The 15,903-nt window shown below is 70.1% G+C and carries 15 protein-coding genes; 4 read left to right on the top strand and 11 right to left on the bottom strand.

Annotated elements, in window-relative coordinates:
* The first annotated feature begins 148 nt into the window (after positions 1-148).
* A complete protein-coding gene (locus ACH34W_RS02670) occupies positions 149-694 on the top strand; it encodes a hypothetical protein (protein ID WP_395959036.1) in 546 nt (181 codons plus the stop codon).
* Between the two features lie 37 nt (positions 695-731).
* Here ACH34W_RS02670 and ACH34W_RS02665 read toward each other — a convergent pair whose 3' ends face one another.
* From ACH34W_RS02665 to ACH34W_RS02625, 9 genes are all read right to left on the bottom strand, one after another.
* On the bottom strand, positions 732-1,559 hold the full coding sequence (locus ACH34W_RS02665; RefSeq protein ID WP_395959034.1) for an alpha/beta fold hydrolase: 828 nt from the start codon (positions 1,557-1,559) through the stop codon (positions 732-734).
* On the bottom strand, positions 1,552-2,190 hold the full coding sequence (locus ACH34W_RS02660; protein ID WP_395959033.1) for an isochorismatase family protein: 639 nt from the start codon (positions 2,188-2,190) through the stop codon (positions 1,552-1,554). The genes ACH34W_RS02665 and ACH34W_RS02660 overlap by 8 nt, the downstream gene beginning before the upstream one ends.
* Positions 2,183-2,812 carry an SRPBCC family protein gene (locus ACH34W_RS02655; protein ID WP_395959032.1) on the bottom strand — a complete coding sequence of 210 codons (630 nt, stop codon included), beginning with the start codon at positions 2,810-2,812 and terminating at the stop codon, positions 2,183-2,185. The genes ACH34W_RS02660 and ACH34W_RS02655 overlap by 8 nt, the downstream gene beginning before the upstream one ends.
* Positions 2,809-3,294 (bottom strand): (2Fe-2S)-binding protein, encoded by a 486-nt coding sequence (locus ACH34W_RS02650; RefSeq protein ID WP_395959031.1) that lies wholly within the window; start codon positions 3,292-3,294, stop codon positions 2,809-2,811. Before ACH34W_RS02650 ends, ACH34W_RS02655 begins: the two co-directional genes overlap by 4 nt.
* Positions 3,295-3,355: 61 nt before the next feature.
* Positions 3,356-5,704, bottom strand: a complete 2,349-nt coding sequence (locus ACH34W_RS02645) for a xanthine dehydrogenase family protein molybdopterin-binding subunit (protein ID WP_395959030.1) — start codon at positions 5,702-5,704, stop codon at positions 3,356-3,358.
* 30 nt (positions 5,705-5,734) lie between these two features.
* Positions 5,735-6,538, bottom strand: a complete 804-nt coding sequence (locus ACH34W_RS02640) for an FAD binding domain-containing protein (RefSeq protein WP_395959029.1) — start codon at positions 6,536-6,538, stop codon at positions 5,735-5,737.
* 7 nt (positions 6,539-6,545) lie between these two features.
* Positions 6,546-7,946 (bottom strand): MFS transporter, encoded by a 1,401-nt coding sequence (locus tag ACH34W_RS02635; protein ID WP_395959028.1) that lies wholly within the window; start codon positions 7,944-7,946, stop codon positions 6,546-6,548.
* A gap of 77 nt (positions 7,947-8,023) precedes the next feature.
* Positions 8,024-9,292 (bottom strand): FAD-dependent monooxygenase, encoded by a 1,269-nt coding sequence (locus ACH34W_RS02630; RefSeq protein WP_395959027.1) that lies wholly within the window; start codon positions 9,290-9,292, stop codon positions 8,024-8,026.
* Positions 9,293-9,550: 258 nt separating this feature from the next.
* Positions 9,551-10,048: a MarR family winged helix-turn-helix transcriptional regulator gene (locus ACH34W_RS02625; RefSeq protein ID WP_395959026.1), complete on the bottom strand. Its 498-nt coding sequence runs from the start codon at positions 10,046-10,048 to the stop codon at positions 9,551-9,553.
* A gap of 147 nt (positions 10,049-10,195) precedes the next feature.
* Between ACH34W_RS02625 and ACH34W_RS02620 the strand changes: the two genes are divergently transcribed.
* Positions 10,196-12,508 carry an FdhF/YdeP family oxidoreductase gene (locus ACH34W_RS02620; RefSeq protein WP_395959025.1) on the top strand — a complete coding sequence of 771 codons (2,313 nt, stop codon included), beginning with the start codon at positions 10,196-10,198 and terminating at the stop codon, positions 12,506-12,508.
* 10 nt (positions 12,509-12,518) lie between these two features.
* Complete coding sequence (locus ACH34W_RS02615) at positions 12,519-13,157, top strand: DUF1707 domain-containing protein (protein ID WP_395959024.1); 639 nt, start codon at positions 12,519-12,521, stop codon at positions 13,155-13,157.
* Between the two features lie 5 nt (positions 13,158-13,162).
* On the opposite strand, the gene ACH34W_RS02610 is transcribed toward ACH34W_RS02615, so the two are convergent.
* A complete protein-coding gene (locus ACH34W_RS02610; RefSeq protein ID WP_395959023.1) occupies positions 13,163-13,930 on the bottom strand; it encodes a hypothetical protein in 768 nt (255 codons plus the stop codon).
* Between the two features lie 79 nt (positions 13,931-14,009).
* Positions 14,010-14,771, bottom strand: coding sequence for a TetR/AcrR family transcriptional regulator (locus ACH34W_RS02605; RefSeq protein ID WP_395959022.1), 762 nt, complete (start codon positions 14,769-14,771; stop codon positions 14,010-14,012).
* Between the two features lie 94 nt (positions 14,772-14,865).
* On the opposite strand from ACH34W_RS02605, the gene ACH34W_RS02600 reads away from it, so the two are divergent.
* Entirely contained in the window at positions 14,866-15,879 is a 1,014-nt protein-coding gene (locus ACH34W_RS02600) for an alcohol dehydrogenase catalytic domain-containing protein (RefSeq protein ID WP_395959021.1), read from the top strand.
* Positions 15,880-15,903 lie beyond the last annotated feature (24 nt).

The following is a 15,903-nucleotide window of genomic DNA, read 5'->3' as shown; positions in this document are numbered from 1 at the left end:
TCTGATGACCTCGCACGCGGCGGCCGGCACACGGCAGCCGGCACGCCGAGTCTGGCTGACAGCGGGTGCGTGTCTGGCCGTTAGTGGTCAGGGCCCATGATCCGGTCGTGGGCGCCGTCGTTTGCGTGATCCTTAGCGAGGTGCGGCGATGGGAGGCGCGATGGTGCGGGCGGCGGAGCAGGAGTTGGGGGCGTTCGTACGGCGCTTCGAGACCGACGACTCCCGGCGGGGCGCGGTGGGGGTGACCTCGTTGCTCGTGGGCCTGGTGGCCGGGGCGGTGTCGGTACCCGTGCTGATCGCGATATTCGCCGACGGACAGCGGGGCCAGCTGGTGGCCGGGCTGCTGCTCGGGGTCGCGCTGGCCGGGCTGTGGTGGGGCGGCTCATGCCTGCGGCGCTATTTCATGACGCCCGGCGAGGTGTTCAGGCTGCGGACCGGAGGTCTGGCGTACGAACACGCCACCCAGTTCCGGGTCGTCCCCTGGGAACACATCAGCCGGATTTCCAACCGGGGGCAGGACCACTGGGTGGGTCAGATGCTGGGCTGGGACGTCTACACCGTCGTCAAGATCAAGGGTGGCGACGGCCGCAAGGGCGGACGCCTGCTCATTACGGGCTTCACCAGCGACGCGGCAGCGCTGGTCGACGCCATCCGCCAGGGCTTGGAGCACGGCGAGGTGCCGCCGCGAGCCTGACGGAAATCGTGTGGCATGGCCCGACGGGCGCAGGCCACTAGACGAGGGCGCGCAGGATCTCCCGGGTGGTCTTCAGGGCGGCTTGAGGGTTGTCCCAGAAGACCATGTGCCCTGCGGCGGGGACTTCGAGGAGGCGGGCGGCGGGGTTGGTGTGGGCGGCCTCGGCGGCTCCGGCGGACGTCACCACGGGGCTCTCGGCGCCGTAGACCAGGGTCGTGGGGGCCGGGACGGCGGGCCAGATGTCGAAGAAGTCCTCGGTCTCGAAGCCCTGGTGGGTGGCGGCGATCGCGTCGGCGCCGCAGCTGGACAACCAGCGGGCGCGTAGCTCTTGTTCGCGGCGGGGCCAGCGGGGCCACGATTGGGCGACCTTGTCGGCTGTGGTGCCGTGTTTAGCCTCAGAGAGCTGGGCTTGGAAGGCGGCGAGGGTGGTGGGATACGGACCGCGGCCTGGGCCGCTCATGGGCGGGTCCACCAGGATCGTTCCGCGCAAGGTTGTTTTGGTGGCGACCAGGGCGGCGATGCGGGCGCCCATGGAATGGCCTAGGAGGATCGGGTCATCAAGGCCGGCGATCTGTGCCTCGGTGTCGGCGGCGTAGTCCTGGAGGGTGTACGAGGGGCCGTCGTCGGAGAAGCCCCGGCCTCGCACGTCGAGGACGATCGGGCGGACCAGGTCGGTGAGTTCGCGGGCCACGAAATCCATGGCGATCGCCGGGCTGGTGATGCCGGGGACGATGATCAGGGGTGTCCCGGGGCCGCCGTAGTCGAGGGCGTGGAGGCGCAGGCCGTTCGAGGTCGTCCAGCGGCTCTGGGCTGGGACGTCGGCCAGGTCCGCGAGGGCTGACTGGGTGAGGATGCGGTCAGGCATGGGCTCCCGCCAGGTAGTCGCAGGCGTCGGCGAGGCTGATCACGTCGCCGTACTTGGCCTGGATGTCGAAGAGGTTGGCGTCGTGCGGGCCGGCGGCGCGGTCGCCGACGCACTCGCGGGGCACCAGGACGGAGAAGCCTGACTGGACGGCGTCGACGGCGGTGGCGCGGACGCAGCCGCTGGTGGTGGCGCCGCAGACCAGGACGGTGTCGCAGCGGAGCGCGGTCAGGGTCGCGGCGAGAGTCGTACCGAAGAACGCGGAGGCGCCCTTCTTGGTGATCAGGATGTCGCCGGGGTTGCGCGGTAGGCGGGCGTCGATCTCCACGGCCGGGGTGCCCTCGCGCATCACCCGCATGCCGGGTGCCTTGTGCAGCCAGGTCACGGTGTCGAGTTCGGAGTGGGTGTACGCGATCGTGGTGAAGATGACCGGTGCGGAGCCGCTTTCGATCAGGGTGGCGGTGGCCTTGACGACGTCGGACAGGTCCGCGCCCGAGGGGTACGCGGGGTCGGTGAAGCCGTTCGTGAGGTCGACGATGATCAGCGCTGGGCGGTCGCCGCGGCGGACCGGGCTGCCGAAGCCCGCGGTGGAATAGGTCTCGGCGAGCTCGGCGCCGGAGAGGTCCTCAGCCACGGCGCAGTGCCTTGAGCTCGCGGGACTGCGCGTTCAGCTTGCCCAGCAGCCAGCCTTGGAAGAGGCCGACGGCGAACGCGGCGGCGATCGGCGCGTACTTGGCGGCGGACGGCGGGACCAGCGCCGAGACCGTGGCGGGCTCCGGGGCGGCGGGTTTCTGGACGGGCACGCCGGTGCGGTCGGCCTCGATCAGGGCGGCGAGGTTCTGGGCGAACTGCTGCAGGAGGCGGTTCGAGACCGTGACGATCGCGCCCTTCCCGAACTGCACCAGCTTGCCGCGAATCAGCAGGTCCGTCTTGATGCGGAGGACCGAGCCCTCGGGTGCCTCATCGATGGTCAGGCTCAGCTCGGCTTCGGCGTCGCCGCTGCCGTGCGTGTCGGCGCCGCGGCCTTGGAGCCGGAGGTGCCGGCGGGCTTCGTCCACCTCCAGGAAGCGCACGGTCCCCGCGTACGCGGCGGTGATGGGGCCGACCTTGACCTTGACGCCGCCGCGGTAGGTGTCGCCGTCGCGGCCCTCGAGGGCGGCGCCGGGAAGGCACGTGACGACGCGTTCCACGTCGTTGATCAGAGTGAAGAGCTCGCCTGGGGCTGCGGCCACGGTGATCTCGTTCTCCAGGATCATCGGGCCTCCTCCCGGGCTCTGGCACAGTCCTCGATCGCGTCGACGATGGTCTGGTAGCCGGTGCACCGGCAGAGGTTGCTGGACACGACCTCGCGGATCTCCTCTCGGGTGGCGTCGGGGCGTTCGGCGAGAAACCCCTCGGCGAGCATCAGGAAACCGGGTGTGCAGAAGCCGCACTGCAGCCCGTGGTGGGCGGAGAACGCCCGTTGCAGGTCGTTCATCTCGCCGTCGGAGGCGAGCGACTCGACCGTGCGGACGTCGCGGCCCTCGGCCTGGGCGGCGAAGACCAGGCAGGCGCGGACCGGGGCGCCGTCGAGCAGGACGGTGCAGGCGCCGCAGATGCCGTGCTCGCAACCGACGTGGGTGCCGGTGAGGCCGATCTGATGCCGCAGCACGTCCACGAGTGTGTGCCGCGACTCGATCACGAGGTCGTCGTGCGTGCGCCCGTTGACGGTGAGGCTGATCAGCAGTTTCTCGGTCATGGCGCCGCCTTGTCTGGATTGAGGAGAAACCCGGAGCGGCGGAGCCGCGACCATGAACACGTCATGCGAACACTCCGATCGCGGCCAGCGCCCGCTGGACGGTCTCCGGGCGGATAGGGGTGTCGTCGAGCTCGACCCCGGTGGGGCGCAGCGCGTCGTTCACGGCGTTGAGGACGGCGGCGGGGGCGCCGATCGTGCCGCCCTCGCCCGCGCCCTTGGCGCCGCTCTCGGTGAACGCGCAGGGCGTCTCCAGGTGGTGGACCGAGATGTCGGGGATCTCGCTGGCCGTCGGGACCTTGTAGTCGATGAAGCTGGCGCAGGACGGCTCGCCCTGCTCGTCGTAGGTGACCTCTTCGAAGAGGGCGCCCGCGATGCCCTGGGCGATGCCGCCGCGCGCCTGCCCCTCGACGACCTGCGGGTTGATCGCGACGCCGCAGTCCTCGACGCACACGTAGCGCAGGATCTCGACCTGGCCGGTGCCCGGGTGCAGCTCGACGACCACGCCGTGGGCGGCGTTGCTGAACGTGCCGTCACCCTGGACGTCGAACGTCGCGCTCGCGGTGAGCCCGGGGTCGGCGTCCTTCGGCAGCAGGTGGGCCTTCAGATAGGCGACGTCGGCCAGTTCCTCGAACGAGAGGGCACGGCCGTCGTCGCGGCGGCGGACCCGCGCGGCGTCCAGCTCGACGTTGTCGTACGTCGTTTCGAGGAGGTGAGCGCCCAGGGCCAGGAGCCGTTCGCCCAAGATGGTCGCGGCGCGGGCCACGGCGCTGCCGCCGATGGTTGCGGATCTACTGGCGAACGTGCCGAATCCGTACGTGATGCGGTCGGTGTCACCCTGATGGATTTTGATCTCGGCGATGTCGAGGCCGAGCCGGTCGGCGACGATCTGGGCGAGCGTCGTCTCGTGGCTCTGGCCGTGGCTCATCGTCCCCGTGGTGACCGTGACGCTGCCGCTGAGATCCATCCGGATCTCGGCCATGTCGAAACCGGGCACCACGGCCATCTTGCGCTTGGCGAACGCCGCCGAGCCGTAGCCGGTCCGTTCGCTGAAGCAGGAGTAGCCGATGCCGATGTAACGGCTGTCGCCACGCCGTTCGTACCAGCCCTCGTCCTTGAGCACGCGTTCGCACAGATCGAGCGACTCCAGGTACGAGCCGGGGTCGTAGGTGACGTCGTTGATCCCGGTGTACGGGAACTCGGTGATCAGGTTGCGGCGGCGGATCTCCACCGGGTCCAGGTCCAGCTCGCGGGCGGCCCGTTCGACGAGCCGCTCCATCACCATGACGATCTGCGGGCGGCTCACTCCCCGGTAGGGGGCGGTCGGCGCCTTGTTGGTCGTGACGGCACGGCCGCGAACGCGGTAGGCCGGCACCTTGTAGACGCCTGGCAGCTCGGCCGACGCCATGAGCGGCTCGATGCCCGCCGTGAACGGATAGCAGGAGTACGCGCCCATGTCGCACACGATGTCGGCGTCCAGCGCGAGGATGCGCCCGGCACCGTCGAAGGCGGCGCGCACGTCGTACCGCTGCTCACGAGCCAGGAACGAGGCGGTCAGGGCGTCCCGGCGGTCCTCGATCCACTTCACCGGCCGCCTCGCCTTCAGGCAGGCCGCGCCGACCGCGATCTCCTCCCGGCCGACCACGCATTTCAGGCCGAAGCCGCCGCCCATGTCGGGCACCAGCACGCGCACCGATCGTTCTGCCAGGCCGAGGCACCCGGCCATCACCGTGCGAACCTGGTGGGGCACCTGCGTACAGGTCTGGACGAGCAGCTGCTCGTCCCGCGCGTCCCAGCTCGCGACCACTCCCCTGGTCTCCAGCGGCAGCGCGTTCTGGCGCCCGGTCTTGGCGCGGACGCGCACGACGCACGGCGCCTCGTCGATGATCCGGTCGATGCCCTCCGTCGCGAACATCGACACGTCCACGAGCACGTTCCCCGCCGCCACGTCGTGGACGAGCGGCGCGCCGGGCGCCATCGCGGCCTCGTCCGACAACACGGGGGCACCCGCGTCATAGGTCACGCGCGCCGCTTCGAGGCCGTCCTCGACCGCGTAGGGATCTTCGGCGAGCACGATCGCGAGCGGCTCGCCCACGTACCGCACCCGATCCCGCGCCAGCACGGGCATGGCCGTCGGCACGAACTCCGACCGCGGCCGGTCCAAGATGGCCGTGATGTCGCCAATATCCAGATCGGCGGCCGTGTACGCGGCGACGACGCCCGGCACGGCCAGCGTCGCGGACAGGTCGATCGAGACGACGGTCCCCGCCGCGATCGTGCTGCGCACGAACTGAGCGTGCAACATCCGCGGCAGATGGATGTCGTCCACGAACCGGCCCTGCCCGGTCAGCAAGCGCGGGTCCTCGCGACGGCCCACCGACGAGCCGACCCACGTCCCTCGTCGCTCGGTCATGGCTGAGTGCCCTTCATGACTCGGTGGCCTTCATGACTGGGCCTCCTCGCAGGCTCGGGCCACCAGGGTCCGGGTGAGGACCCTGCGGTATTCGGCGCTTCCGTTGGTGTCACCGGGCGGATCGATCGCCGCTGCGGCTGCCTCGGCGCAGTCGGCGAACGATCCGCCCGAGGCCAGCACGGCCTCGGCCTCTGGAACGCGGACGGGCGCGGGCGCGACGCCGCCCAGCACCACGGCGGAGGTCTCCAGGTCCACGGCGGCGGCCACCGTGGCGAAGTCGCCGCGCCGTTCGGCGAACTCGGTGAGCGCGGCCCGGCGGCCGGAACGCGGGAAGACGATCTCGATGATGATCTCCTCTGGCTCCAGCGTGGTGGAGAAGAAGCCGAGGAACAGCTCGCCTGCCGCGATCGTGCGGCGCCCGTCCGGCCCCTGCACGATGATCTCCGCGTCCAGGAGCAGCGCGAGCAGGCACCACTCGGCGGTGGCGTCGCCGTGGGCGAGGCTGCCGCCGGCCGTTCCCCGGGTACGGATGGGCAGGTGGCCGATCCACCCCATCGCCTCGCTGACGAACCCGAGGCCCGCCGTCTCGACCTCATGGTGCGTGGTGAGGGCGCCGATCCGGACGGAGTCGCCGTCCCGCCGTACATGGGCGAGCTCGCTCCACAGGCCGCCGAGGTCGACCAGGTGGGACGGGCGGGCCAGCCGGAAGTTCATCATCGCGACCAGACTCTGGCCTCCGGCGATGTACTTCGCGTCCGGGCCCAGCTCGGCCACCAGATCGATGGCCCCGGCGACATCGCGGGCGCGATGGTAGGTGAAGGGCGCGGGCTTCATCGTTCCGTCACGCCCTCACGGGGACGGGGTCGGGCTCCTCGCCGGGCCTCGGCGCGGGCTCGGTGACGTGGTCGAGTTCCCGGCCCTTGGTCTCCGGCGCACCGGCCGCCATCCACAGGACCACCACGACGGTCACGCCGCCCAGGGCGGCGAACGTCCAGGTCAGGCCGAGCGCGGGCCAGAGCAGTGTGCCGAAGATGAACGGGATGAACCCCGACACCACCCGGCTGGCCGACGACGCCCAGCCGAACCCGCTGGCCCGGATATGGGTGGGGTAGAGCTCCGCCACGTACGCGTACAGCACCGGGATGGTGACCTGGATCATGAAGCCGAAGACGCCGAGCCACACCAGCGCCGTGGTCTGCAGGTCGAGCGAGGCCGCGAAGGCGACCAGGGCCGCCGCCGACACCGGCGCCGAGACGCCGATGACCCACTTGCGGCCGACGACCTCGACCAGCCAGGCCGACAGGAGCACGCCGACGATGCCGACGCCCGTCATCAGGGTGGTCTTGGCGAACGCGGCGGCGTCGGTGTAGCCCTCCTCCTTGAGGATCGTGGGCATCCAGCTCAGCGCGACGTAGTAGACGGTCATGACCGTGACGAACAGCGTCCACGCCACCGACGTTATGCGCGGGCTGAAGCTCCACACCAGGCGGAGCTGGTAAAGAGCGGCGCGCAGGCCTCGCGGTCCGCCCGTCTCCTCGGGTGGTGCGGTGATGACGTAGGGCTCGGCGGGGGTGCCGGTCCGCGCCACCAGATCGTCGATGATCTCGCGTGCCTCGGCCTCACGTCCCGCCTTGGCGAGGTACATCGGTGACTCGGGGATACCGCGCCGCACCCAGAACAGCAGCAGCGCCGGCATGATCATCACAGCGAGCATCCAGCGCCAGTTGCCCTGGACCGGCTCCAGCAGGGTGGCGGCCACCCCGCAGAAGGTGGCGCCGATCGGCCACCAGACGTCCATCGCCGAGAGGATCTTGCCGCGCAGCCGGCTCGGCGAGAACTCCCCGACCAGCGCGTAGTCGACCGGGATGCAGCCGCCCAGGCCGACGCCCGCCAGAAAGCGGAACAGGAGGAAGACCTCGTAGCTCGGCGACAGCGCGCCGAGGATCGAGAACAGCGCGAAGATCAGCAGCGTGAGGCTGAAGGCCTTCTTGCGGCCCATCCGGTCGGCGATCGTGCCCCAGGCGACGGCGCCGACCGCCATGCCGATGAGGTTCGCCGTGGCGATCAGGCCCTTCTCGCCGACCGACAGTTCGAAGTGCTTGGCGAGCAGAGGGGTGAGGAATCCGTTGAGCGCCACGTCCCAGGCGTCGAACATGTAGCCGAGACCGCCGATGATGAAGATCTTTCCTTGGACGCCCCACTTCCAGGGCAGTTCCTGGACGATCTGGTTTCCTGTCTTCATGGAGGCTCCCGCCATGTGCGGTGAAGAGTGCTGCGGTGAGGGGTGCTGCGGTGGAAGGGTGCTGCAGTTGAGTGGCTCTAACCGCGGAACTGGTAGGCGAAGGACTCCTGGTCGGGGTCGTTGAGCGGCGTGCCGCTCCAGAGCCACTCGTAGGAGACATCGGACTCGCCACCGAAGTTCTTGAGCTTGGCGTCGCGTTCGCGCTGCTCAGGCCCGTCCGGCAGGTGGTAGAACCTCATGTTGCGCCAGGCCGCGTCCTGGACCATCCCGGCGTGTTTGGCGCGCCGCGCCACATAACGGGCGAGCGCCCCCGCCACGCCCGTCACCGGGACCGAGCCGAGCTCCTCGGCGAGCACGGCCGCGTCCTCCATCGCCTGTGACGCGCCCTGCGCCTGGTAGGGCAGCATCGCGTGGCAGGCGTCGCCGAGCAGGGCCACATGCCCGTCCACCCACACCGGATCGCGGCGGCGGTGGTACATGGCCCAGGCGGAGATCTCACCCTCCGCCTTGGAGAGCATCGAGGCCACCCGGTCGTCCCAGCCCGGGAAGGCCTCGACGAGCTCGTCAACGGTGGCCGAGACGGTCCACAGCTCCTCCACTTCTGGGGAGCAGGGGACGATCGCGACGACGTTGAGGTACTGGCCGCCGCGGATCATGTAGTGCACGAGATGCCGGTCGGGCCCGTACCAGATCGTGCTCTGGAACCGGTCCACCAGCCAGCGGGTCGCCGGATCGGCGGCGATCTTGTCTCCGGGGATGAGCACGCGGTAGGCCATCTCCCCGGAGAAGAGCAGGGTGTCGGGCATGCCGAGGGCGTCGCGGACGCCGGACCGGATGCCGTCGGCGCCGACCAGCACGTCGGACTCGTGCCGCATTCCCGCCGCCGTCACGGCGACCGGACGGGCGGGGTCGCTCTGGTCGATCGAGACCACCTTGCTGCCGGTATGCACCTCGACCATGGGGCCGGGGGTGTCCGGCGAAAGGCAGGCGTCCAGCAGCACCTTGTGGAGGTCGGCGCGGTGGTAGTGCCAGTACGGAGCGTTTTGCGTGCGCTTGCAGAAGTCACCGAGCGGGGTCACCGCGATGACGCTGCCGTCCTCCCACCGGCGCCGCACCTGGTCGAGCGGCTCGGTGTGGATGGCCTCCAGCTGCGAGCGGAGTCCGAGCGCCATCAGGACGCGGCTGGCGTTCGGCGCGGTCTGGATGCCGGCGCCCACCTCGCCGAGCTGCTCGGCCTGCTCCAGGACGGTGACGCGCAGCCCCCGCTGCCGGAGCGCGAGCGCGGCGGTCAGCCCGCCGAGGCCACCTCCGACGATCGTGACGCTGTACGACTGGCTCGCCGTCAAAGCTCCTCCAAGCGATCGGAAACGCGGCACAGACAACCGATCCACGAAGGATTCGAAGATGCTCCGTGTTCGGACTAACTAATCCGAACACGGACGATCTCAGAAAAGCAAGACCCGGCGCTCGATTTAACTGGGCCGAAACGAGGCGGCCGAAACGAAGTTTCGTCCGTTGGAAGGGTGGTTGGGTGGGGGCTGAGGGAAGGCGGAACGCTGGGGTTACGAGGTGGAACGCTGGGGTTACGCGGTGGAACGCCGGGGTTACTCGGCGAGCAGGCTCTCCCAGTGGGCGGCGAGCGAGGTCATCTCCCGCAGCCAGCGGTCCCGGTCAGCGGCCGAGTGACCGCGCATCAGGTCCTCGTCGAGCTGCCTCGCCCGGCGGTTGACCTCGTCCAGCCGCCGCTCCCCCTCGCCCGTGAGGTAGAGCAGCTTGCGGCGCCCGTCGTGCGTCGCCGTGTGCCGGACGATCAGGCCGTTGTCCTCCAGCCGCCGCACGATGTCGGCCATCGTGGAACGGTCGAGCGCGACCGAGGCGGCCAGCGACCCCTGGTCGACGCCGGGGTACTTGTTCACCGCGGTCAGCACGGCGAACTGCGGGCCGGTGAGGACCGGGTCCACCAGGCGGGTCCAGAGCGCGACGTACGACTGGTAGAGGCGGCGGGCCACGTATCCCGGGGCGGCGAGCAGTTCGGGTGGGGTGGTGACCTCCGTACCCCGATCCGCCTTCGCCGTAGCCGATTTCGCCGTCTCGCCCGCCATACGACTACCTAATCACGATCAGCGAGTGACCGGGCACTGCCCCCCGGCATGCGACAGTAGGACTATATGAGCCAGGACCAGCACCAATAAGCCAGGACCAGCACCAACGAGCCAGGATCAGCCCGCGAAGAGCCAGGATCAGTTGCAATGAGCCGCAAAGCACCCGTTGAGGACACCGGTGACGAGGGCCTGAAGGTCTCGGCGCCCAAGGACACGGCCGCCGGTATCCCCGGCGTGACGCACGCGCTGCGCCAGTCGTTCGACCAGATGGGCGCCAAGCGCACGGCGCTGACGCTGCTCCAGGTCAACCAGAAGCAGGGTTTCGACTGCCCTGGCTGCGCGTGGCCGGAGGGCGACAAGCGGCACGTCGCCGAGTTCTGCGAGAACGGCGCGAAGGCGGTCGCGGAGGAGGCCACGACGCGGCGCATCACCCGCGAGTTCTTCGCCCGCCACACCGTGGCCGAGCTGGCGGAGCGTTCCGATCACTGGCTGGGGCAGCAGGGCCGGCTGACCGAGCCGATGATCAAGCGTGCGGGCGCCGAGCACTACGAGCCGGTGTCGTGGGACGAGGCGTTCGGCCTGCTCGCCGCTGAGCTGAACGCGCTGGACTCCCCCGACGAGGCGCTGTTCTACACCTCGGGCCGGACCAGCAACGAGGCCGCGTTCGCCTACCAGCTCTTCGCCCGCGCGTTCGGGACCAACAACCTCCCGGACTGCAGCAACATGTGCCACGAGTCGTCCGGCTCGGCGCTCAACGAGACGATCGGCATCGGCAAGGGCTCGGTGCTCCTGGAGGACCTCCACCAGGCCGACCTGATCTTCGTCGTGGGGCAGAACCCGGGCACCAACCACCCGCGCATGTTGTCGGCGCTGGAAGAGGCGAAGCGGTCCGGAGCGCGGATCATCGCGGTCAACCCGCTGCCCGAGGCGGGGCTGATGAGGTTCAAGAACCCGCAGCGCCCGTCCGGCATCGCGGGTCGCGGGACCTCCCTCGCCGACCGGTTCCTGCAGATCCGGCTGAACGGCGACCTCGCGCTCTTCCAGGCCCTGGGCCGGCTGCTCCTGGAATCGGAGGCGCCCGACGCCGTCGACCGGGAGTTCCTGACCGGCCACACCGCGGGGTTCGAGGCGTTCGAACGCCACGTCCGGGCGCTGAACTGGGACGACGTGCTGGAGGCCACGGGCCTGACCCGGGGCGAGATCGCAGCGACGCTCGGGGACGTGCTGGCCGCCGACCGGATCGTGGTCTGCTGGGCGATGGGCCTCACTCAGCACCGCAACTCGGTGCCGACCATCCGCGAGCTGGTCAACTTCCTGCTGCTGCGCGGCAACATCGGGCGGCCGGGCGCGGGCGTGTGCCCCGTCCGCGGGCACTCCAACGTGCAGGGCGACCGGACGATGGGCATCTTCGAACGGCCGCCCGCCGCGTTCCTCGACGCGCTGGCCAAGGAGTTCGGCTTCGAGCCGCCGCGCGAGCACGGCTTCGACACGGTGGACGCGATCCGCGCGATGCGGGACGGCAGGGCCAAGGTGTTCCTCGGGATGGGCGGCAACTTCGTGCGCGCCACTCCCGACTCGGCGGTCACCGAGGCGGCGATGCGCTCGTGCCGCCTGACCGCGCAGGTCTCGACCAAGCTCAACCGCTCGCACGCCGTGACCGGTGAGCAGGCGCTGATCCTGCCGACGCTCGGCCGTACGGAACGCGATGTGCAAGCGGGCGGGGAGCAGTTCGTCTCCGTCGAGGACTCGATGGGCATGGTCCACGCCTCGCGCGGCCGTCTGGCTCCCGCGTCATCGCAGCTCAAGTCCGAGGTCGCCATCGTGTGCGGGCTGGCCCGCGCGACGCTGCACGACAGGGACAGGGACAGGGACAGCGGCAGAGACGGCGACGGGGACATCGACTGGGACGCGATGGAGCGCGACTACGACGTGATCCGCGACCACGTGTCCCGTGTCGTACCGGGCTTCGAGGCCTTCAACGACCGGATCCGTGAGCCCGGCGGCTTCACCCTCCCGCACGGCCCGCGCGACGACCGCCGTTTCCCCACCGCCACCGGCAAGGCCAACCTGACGGTCAACGCCCTGGACGTGCTGCGCGTGCCGGAGGGACGGCTGCTGCTGCAGACCGTACGGAGCCACGACCAGTACAACACCACGATCTACGGGCTGGACGATCGCTACCGAGGCATCAAGGCAGGCCGGCGCGTGGTGTTCGTGCACGAGGACGACCTGGCCGAGCTCGGATTCGCGGACGGCGCGATGGTCGACCTGGTCTCGGAGTGGTCCGACGGGGTGGAACGGCGTGCGCCCGGCTTCCGGATCGTGGCCTACCCGACGGCGCGGGGTTGCGCCGCCGCGTACTTCCCCGAGACCAACGTCCTGGTGCCGCTGGACAGCACAGCCGAGATCAGTAACACACCGACCTCCAAGTCCATCGTCATACGCCTCGAACCGGCTTAGGCTCTGGGACATGAACCTCCCCGAGCGATCCCCCGGCCCACCTGAGATGCGGGCGTCGGACGCTGATCGCGACCAGGTCGCGCAGATCCTGCGCGAAGCCGCGGGCGAGGGCCGACTGGGCCTGGACGAGCTGGACGACCGGCTCACCGCGGTCTACGCCGCCAAGACCTACGCCGAGCTGGAGCCGATCACCAGGGATCTCCCGGTCACCGGCTCCGCACCGCATCCGTCCGGCCCGCCTGTCTTCGGCGCGCCGATCACCGACGCCCCCTCGTGGCGGAGGGGCTTCGCGTTCTGCAGCGAGTTCAAGCGCCAGGGCGTGTGGAACGTCCCGGCCAAGTTCACCGGGTTCGCGTTCTGGGGCGGCGGCAAGGTCGACCTGCGCGAAGCCCGGTTCGTTCCCGGCCAGGAGGTACGCATCCGGGCGTTCGCCATCATGGGCGGCATCGACGTGATCGCGCCGGATGACCTCACCGTGCACGTCAAGGGCATCGGGATCATGGGCGGGTTCGACCACACGGCGAGCGGCCCGGGCGTTCCGGGCGCGCCGCGCGTCGTCGTCACCGGGCTGGCGTTCTGGGGCGGGGTCACCGTCAAGCGCAAGGCCCGCCGTGAGGAGCGGCGGCGCAAAAAGGAGCTGACGGATTAGTCCCGTTAATCCCGTGGGGCCAGCTTGCTGCCGGGATAGGGGCTGAGCAGGTTCTCCCGCCACGGCCCGGACAGGAACTCGCGGGCCCGCTTGCGCCAGGAGACGAGCCGATGATCAGGCTCGACCTCGTCGTCCATGCCCAGTGCGGCGTCGCGGGCACGCTGCAGGCCCAGGTGCGCGTCGATGTCGGTCCCCCAGAGGGTGACCACCTCGGTGTCGCAGAACTGGACCTCGTACGAGCCGATCAGCCGGTGCCCGTGCTCGGCCAGCATCGGGGCACGTTCCTCGCGCACGGCCTCCAGGTAGTCGAGCGCCGCGCCCGGCCGGACCTCGGCGCTCTCGAAGAGGTAGAGCGGCGCGGCGTATCCCTCGGCCAGGACGTCGGCCAACGCGGGGCTGCCGGGCGCCGCCCCGAGCGGCCGGGAGAACGCGGAGAACCGCAGGTCGTCGATGTCGGAGAGGAAGAGGTTCTCCTTGACGTCGTCGTAGATCTCCAGCATCTGCCGCCAGCCGCCGTCCCAGCCGCCGTGGCAGTCCCAGAGGGTCACCACCTTGAACTGCGGGTGCCCCGTGATGCCGACGGCGTAGAACGCGCCGACGAGGTCGATCTCCCGGGAACGGATCGACATGCCCTCGGTGAGCTCGTGCGCGCCCTCGGCGAGCCGGTCGTCCTCTCGCTTGTAGTCGGTCAGCCAGCGCAGGTACTCCAGTGGCCGGCGGGAGTTCATCGGGTGGAACTCGACCTCTTCGAGCAGGTGAACGCCGCGGCGCATGGAGCCTCCCAAAACCGAGCATGTGCTTGCTTGGGACACTAGCGCCTCCAGCGCCCCGCGACCATAGCCGGACCGCCACCTAACGGGCGAGCCGGTCCAGCCACTCGCGGAGCAGGGCGGCCTCGGCGGCGCTGAGCGGCGCGGCCCCGTCGGCGTCGAGCGCAGCACGCAGGGCGATGGCGCGGACACCCACACCACCTTCGGCACCCATCCCGCCCTTGGCACCCATCCCAGCTTCGGCACCCGCCCCGTTTTCGAGTCCCACCCCGCCTTCGGCTCTCTCGACACCTGCGGGCGCGGCGATCGCAGCCAGCACTGCCTCGCGAGTGCGAGCGGACAGACCACCGGAGTCGGGTTCGGGGTCGGGGTCGGCGATCAGCGTCATCGTGACACCGGCACCGGCGGCATGGACCATGCGCGCCGCCGTCTCGACCGGCACCCGGAGGCGCCCGGCGTGCGCGACCCGTTCGAGCAGGCCGAGCAGGATGGCCTGGGCTTCTTTGGCGGCGGCGGGCGTGCGGGTGCCGCCGTACATGAGCACGTAGATCGCCGGGTGGGTGACACCGAACTCCACGTGCAAGTCCCAGCCGCGCCGCAGGTCGTCCACCGGATCACCCGTACTCGGCTGCGCGCGCTTCTCCACCAGGTACTCCTCGAAGCCACGGCTCGCCACGGCGTCGAAGAGGCCCTCCTTGTCCCCGAAGTGGTGATACAGGGTCGGTGCCCCGACCCCGGCGGCCGTGCAGATGGCGCGGGTGGACACGGGCTCGCCGTTCGCCTCGGCGAGCAGCTGGGACGCGGCCCGCAAGATCCGTTCCCTGGCGTCATCCTGAGTACTCATGACATCGATGCTACAAAATTTTGCAAACCATCGCTACATTGATATACCGTCGATAAGCAGAACCGTATATCGACGCTAAACGAGAGGAAGTTTCATGCACAGCGCCGTCCTCAACGCCCCGCACAAACCGCTTGAGCTGGTCGAACGTGACGTGCCTGAGCCCGGCCCCGGCGAGATCCTGGTGAAGGTGACCGCCTGCGGCATGTGCTACTCCGAGGTCAACCAGTTCCACGGCCACTACCCGTTCGGCCACTTCCCGGTCGTCCCCGGCCACGAGATCAGCGGTGTCGTCGCCGCGCTGGGCCAGGGGGTCGGCTGGCCGGACGTCGGCACCCCCGTCGGGGCACAGTTCCTCTACACGTCCTGCGGCCGCTGCGACTACTGCGTGCGTGGCGACCAGATGCTCTGCGCCGGGCCCAAGCACGTCACCGGCGTCAACCACGACGGCGGATACGCCGAGTACTTCATCGCCCGCGCGGGCTTCGTGACCCCGCTGCCCACGAACCTGGACCCGGTCGCCGCGGCGCCGCTGATGTGCGCCGGGATCACCGCGTTCAACGGGCTTCGCCAGGGCGGCGCGGTCGCCGGGTCGAAGGTCGCCGTGCTCGGCACCGGCGGCGTGGGCACGATGGCCGTCCGCTTCGCCGTCGCCATGGGCACCCGGGTCGCCGTGGTCTCCCGATCGCGCCGCACCGAGAACGAGATGCGCGAGCTCGGCGCCGAGGTCTTCGTCGCCACCGAGGAGCAGGACCCGGCCGAGGCTCTGCTCGCCTGGGACGGCGGCGCGGACCTGGCGATGAACACCGCGCCCGACACCGCCACCGGCCTGGCCGCGTTCGGCGGCCTACGCCCCGACGGAACCCTGCTCTACCTCGGATACGGCCCAGAGCCGATCACGCTCGCCCCCATCGGCCTCGTGCTGGGCCGCCGCCGAGTCATGGGGTTGCCGTCGGGCTCCCCAAAGGACATGCGCGACACCCTCGACTTCGCCGCCGCGCACGACATCCTCCCGGAGGTCACCCAGGTCCAACTGGAGGACGCACCGGCCATCCTGGCCGCAATGGCCGAAGGCACCGCCCGAGGCCGCTCAGTCATCACGTTCGACTGACCACTCAGTCAACTGGCCAGCACC

It is taken from the genome of Actinomadura sp. 6N118 (assembly GCF_044326415.1).
Taxonomy (GTDB): Bacteria; Actinomycetota; Actinomycetes; order Streptosporangiales; family Streptosporangiaceae; genus Spirillospora.
This window is presented reverse-complemented; position numbering and strand designations above follow the sequence as displayed.